Annotated in this window: 6 protein-coding genes; 5 read left to right on the plus strand and 1 reads right to left on the minus strand. The window is 71.3% G+C overall.

The annotated features are described in order from the left end of the window. Positions 1-157 precede the first annotated feature (157 nt). From QH283_RS02725 to QH283_RS02735, 3 genes are all read left to right on the plus strand, one after another. The gene (locus QH283_RS02725; protein WP_280501436.1) at positions 158-853 is read left to right on the plus strand and encodes a TetR/AcrR family transcriptional regulator; all 696 of its coding nucleotides are present in this window, start codon (positions 158-160) and stop codon (positions 851-853) included. Continuing rightward, positions 850-1,506 (plus strand): enoyl-CoA hydratase-related protein, encoded by a 657-nt coding sequence (locus QH283_RS02730; RefSeq protein ID WP_280501437.1) that lies wholly within the window; start codon positions 850-852, stop codon positions 1,504-1,506. Before QH283_RS02725 ends, QH283_RS02730 begins: the two co-directional genes overlap by 4 nt. Before the next feature lie 156 nt (positions 1,507-1,662). Next, the gene (locus tag QH283_RS02735) at positions 1,663-2,445 is read left to right on the plus strand and encodes a crotonase/enoyl-CoA hydratase family protein (RefSeq protein ID WP_280501438.1); all 783 of its coding nucleotides are present in this window, start codon (positions 1,663-1,665) and stop codon (positions 2,443-2,445) included. Positions 2,446-2,472: 27 nt separating this feature from the next. Here QH283_RS02735 and QH283_RS02740 read toward each other — a convergent pair whose 3' ends face one another. Continuing rightward, positions 2,473-2,991: an ArsI/CadI family heavy metal resistance metalloenzyme gene (locus QH283_RS02740; RefSeq protein ID WP_280501439.1), complete on the minus strand. Its 519-nt coding sequence runs from the start codon at positions 2,989-2,991 to the stop codon at positions 2,473-2,475. 98 nt (positions 2,992-3,089) lie between these two features. Here QH283_RS02740 and QH283_RS02745 point away from each other — a divergent pair, with 98 nt between their 5' ends. Next, positions 3,090-3,449 carry an Rv2640c family ArsR-like transcriptional regulator gene (locus QH283_RS02745; protein WP_280501440.1) on the plus strand — a complete coding sequence of 120 codons (360 nt, stop codon included), beginning with the start codon at positions 3,090-3,092 and terminating at the stop codon, positions 3,447-3,449. 153 nt (positions 3,450-3,602) lie between these two features. Continuing rightward, positions 3,603-4,472: ATP-dependent DNA ligase (locus QH283_RS02750; RefSeq protein WP_280501441.1), on the plus strand; the 870-nt coding region annotated here is incomplete at its 3' end.

The raw sequence follows: 4,472 nt of genomic DNA on the forward strand, positions 1-4,472 counted from the left end.
CCCGGTTCTGTCGTGGGGGCGGGGGTGTGGGTTCCGCGGGACGGCGGCTCCCTTCGGGGCGCGGCGGGCGTTGGTTAACCCGCCCCGGCGGGTGCCAAACACCGCCCGCCTCGACCCCCTTTCATTACGGAGCGATTGCTCTGTTACTCTTCGGTACATGCCACGACCCCGTGTGCACGACCCCGATGTCGTGCTCGACGCCGCCGAAGCGCTCGCCGCGCGCTCGGGCCCGGCCGCGGTGACCGTGCGCGCGGTGGCCGCGCTGACCGGCATGTCCAACGGCGCGCTGTATCACACCTTCGGTTCCCGGGCCGGCCTGCTCGGTCGTGCCTGGTTGCGTGGCGCGCACCGATTCCTGGATCTGCAACGCGAACTCGCCGACAGCGCGGGCGCCGATCCGGGCGAGGCGATCGTGGCGGCGGCCGAGGCGCCGAGCGTGTTCGCCGACCGCTTCCCCGACTCGGCGCGGCTGGTGCTCACCGTCTCCCGTGAGGAGCTGCTCGGCGCCGACCTGCCCGAGGAACTCGGGGACCAAATCGCCGCCACCGAACGGCAATTGACCGAGCTGCTCATCGGATTGGCGATGCGCCGCTGGGGCAGGCGGGACCGGCGCGCGGTCGAGGTCGTGACCTCCTGCGTGGTCGACCTGCCCACCGCGTTGTTGCTGCGCCGCGACCGCTGGGCCGATCCGGCTGCGCGGGAACGGCTGCGCACCGCCGTGCGGGCGATCCTCGCTCTGCCCCTCCCGGCCCCGCCGCTCACAGACCCCGCGGAGCCTTCCGCCGCCGACAGACCACGTGCCGACGATCCCAGCGCCGGTGCGCACAACCCGATCCGAAAGGTGCCCCAGTGACCAGTCTCGACATTCGTGACGATATCGCCGTGCTCGATCTCGGCGACAGCGAGAACCGCTTCTCCCCCGATTTCCTCGAACAGGTCGGCAAGCACCTGGACACCGTGCTCGCCGAGGGTGCGCACGCGCTGGTCACCACCGCGACCGGCAAGTTCTTCTCCAACGGCCTCGACCTGGAATGGCTCGGCGCCAACGGTGATCGCATGCAGTGGTATGTGGGCCAGGTGCAGGGGCTGCTGGCGCGGGTGCTGACCTTCCCGTTGCCGACGGCCGCGGCGATCAACGGTCACGCCTTCGGCGCCGGCGCCATGCTGGCCATGGCCCACGACTACCGGGCCATGCGCGCCGACCGCGGCTTCTTCTGCTTCCCCGAGGTCGACATCCGCATCCCGTTCACCCCCGGCATGGCCGCGCTCATCCAGGCCAAGCTGACCCCGCGGGCGCAGGTCGCGTCGATGACCACCGGCCGCCGCTTCGGTGGCGCCGACGCCGCGGCCACCGGCCTGGTCGACGTCTCCGCCGCCGAGGACGAACTGCTCGAGGCGGCGCTGGGTTTCGTGCGGCCGCTTGGCAGCAAGGACACAGGCACCATGGGCGCGATCAAGAACACCATGTTCGCCGGCGCCGTCACCGCGCTCACCACCGTCGACTGATCCCGGCGGTGCACGACGGCGGCGCGCCGATCGGGCAGCCGGGGACCCAGGGTGAGGACGCGCGGATCGCGGCTCGCGCGGTGCCGCTGGTCGGCCGGTAGGTTCTCGAGGCGACGCGCCCGCACCGTCGCGGGTCGCGGGCGAGGAGGTGAGCTCATGTCCGATGCCGCCGTTCTGGAACGGCGGGGGCGGGTCGCCGTCATCACGCTCAATCGGCCCGAGGCCATGAACGCGGTCGACTCGGCGCTGTCGAGTGCGGTCGGCGCCGCGCTCGAGGAACTGGCGAACGATCCCGAGCTGCGGGTGGGGGTGATCACCGGAGCCGGGCGCGCGTTCTGCGCGGGCGCGGATCTCAAGGCGCTGGCCCAGGGCCGCGACATCAGCGACCCACAGCACCCGGAGTACGGGTTCGCCGGGCTGGTGCAGCATTTCGTGGACAAGCCGCTGATCGCGGCGGTCAACGGGTTCGCCCTCGGTGGCGGCACCGAGATCGTGCTGGCCTGCGATCTGGCGGTCATGAGTGATCAGGCCACGCTCGGCTTGCCGGAGGTCAAGCGGGGACTGGTCGCCGCGGCCGGTGGGTTGCTGCGGCTGCCGAGGCAGATCCCGCACAAGATCGCCCTGGAGATGGCGTTGACCGGCGCGCCGATCGACGCCGACACCGCGCTGCGGTGGGGTCTGGTCAACCGGGTGGTGTCCGCCGATCAGGTGCTCGCGCGGGCGCTCGAGCTGGCGGAGACCATCGCGGCGAACGCGCCGCTGGCCGTGCGCGCCTCCAAGCGCATCATCCACCGTTCGGCTGATTTCGGCTCCGACTGGGAGCAGCCGATCTGGCAGATGAATATGGAACAGACCATGCCGGTGTTTCTCAGCAAGGACGCCGCCGAGGGGCCGCGCGCGTTCGCCGAGAAGCGCGAGCCGCGGTGGCGGGGCGAGTAGGTGGGGGAACTCGCTCGCGCGTCAGGGTCAGCCGCAGCAGCCGGCGCCCGAGGCGAGCGCCTTGTCCTTTGCCTCGGTGCCGCAGCAGGCGCCCTCGGCCTCGGCTTCGGCGGCGGTGCCGCAGCACACGCCGGTCGCCTCGGTATCGGCCGGACTCGGATCCGGCGCGGTGCCGAAGGTCTCGGAATCGGCGAGCACGGTGTAGACCTCCCAGCGCTCACCGCCGGGCCCGGTGACCCACACCTTGTCCTGGGTGGCGAAGCAGCACGTGGTCGCGATCTGCTCCTCGGTGAACAGCCCGGCATCGGAGAGGCGGGCGATCTCGTCGTGGACCTGCTCGGAGGATTCGACCTCGACGCCGAGGTGGTTGAGAGAGCCCCCTTGCCCGGGGTTCTCGATCAGCACCAGCTTCAGCGGGGGCTCGGCGACGGCGAAGTTGGCGTAGCCGGGCTTGCGCTTGGCGGGCTCGGTGTCGAACAGGGTCGAGTAGAACGCGACGGCGGTGTCGAGATCGTCGACGTTGAGGGCGAGCTGGATGCGGGACATGACCGAACCTCCACTTGTGAGACATATATCGAAGAACTGGCAGGTCGAGTCTGCTCACCTTTTCGACATATGTCAATATCCCCGGTAGTGTTGGCGCCATGCCCAAGGCGCTTCCCGTGATCGACATGTCCGCCCCGGTCTGCTGCGCGCCCGTCGCGGCCGCTCCGGTCGACGACGCGGCCGCCCTCGAGGTGGCCTTGCGACTCAAGGCGATCGCCGACCCGGTGCGGGTCCGGTTGCTGTCGCTGCTGCTCACCGCGCCGGCCGGGGAGCAGAACGGTGGTGACCTCGCCGCCGCGGTCGGCCTCAGTGAATCCACCGTGTCCCACCACCTCGGACAGCTCCGCAAGGCCGGGCTGGTCGAGTCCGAGCGGCGCGGAATGAACATCTTCCACCGCGCCCGCCGTGACGCGCTGTCGGCGCTGTGTACGGTCCTCGACCCCAACTGCTGCGCCTGATCCACCCCCGGTGGTGACTGCCCTGGCGGTAACCGCATCGTCGCTGTAGGGGTCGGCGCGAGACCGCGCGAAGGCCGGAGTGCGGACCATATCGGTCGACTACCAGCACATTGGCATGACCGAGCGGATGGAAGCCGGCGGTACGCTGGCGGGATGGCGCCTGCCCCGATGCTGGCCACCGCAGGGACACCGCCCGCTGATCCGAGCGGGTGGGGGTTCGAGATGAAATGGGACGGCATGCGCGCGGTCGCCGACACCACCGGCGGGCGCTGCGAGCTCTACAGCCGCAACGGCAAACCGGTGACCGGCTCCTTCCCCGAGATCGCGGCCGCGGTGACCGAACGGGTCGGCGCGGTCGGCGCGGTGCTCGACGGGGAGATCATCGCCCCCGGCGGCGAGCACGGCGCGCCGTCGTTCTCCCGGTTGCAGCGGCGCATGCACGTGCGCGCTCCCTCCGCGCGGCTGATGCGGGAGGTGCCGGTGTTGTACATGGTGTTCGATCTGCTCGCCGTCGAGGGGGAATCGACCGTGGGGCTGCCCTACGCGCAGCGTCGGGCCCGGCTCGAGCAGCTCGATCCGACGCATCCGCCGCTGCAACTGTCGCCGGTGTGGACCGGCATCGATCCCGGCGCGCTGGCCGCCGACGCCGCCGATCACGGTCTCGAGGGGATCGTCGCCAAGCGGCTCGACTCGCCCTACCGGCCCGGCGCGCGCAGCAGGTCCTGGATCAAGATGCCGTTGCGCAAGACCACCGAGGCGGTGATCGCCGGATGGTTGCCGGGTCAGGGGACGGTGCGGGGGTCGTTCGGGTCGTTGATCCTGGGCGCTCATGACGAGCGTGGGCGGCTGGTGCCCATCGGGTTGGTCGGCACCGGTTGGAAACAGCACGAGCGGGCGAGGCTGCGGGCGCGGCTGGACGAGCTGGCCAGTGCGCGGTGCCCGTTCGATGTGCCGGTGGCGCGGCCGGTGGCGGCGGGCCCGCGGGGGGGGGGGGCGGGGCAGGGGGGCGCCAACGAGGATAGG

It is taken from the genome of Nocardia farcinica (genome assembly GCF_029867845.1).
In the GTDB taxonomy this organism is placed as follows: Bacteria; Actinomycetota; Actinomycetes; order Mycobacteriales; family Mycobacteriaceae; genus Nocardia; species Nocardia farcinica_A.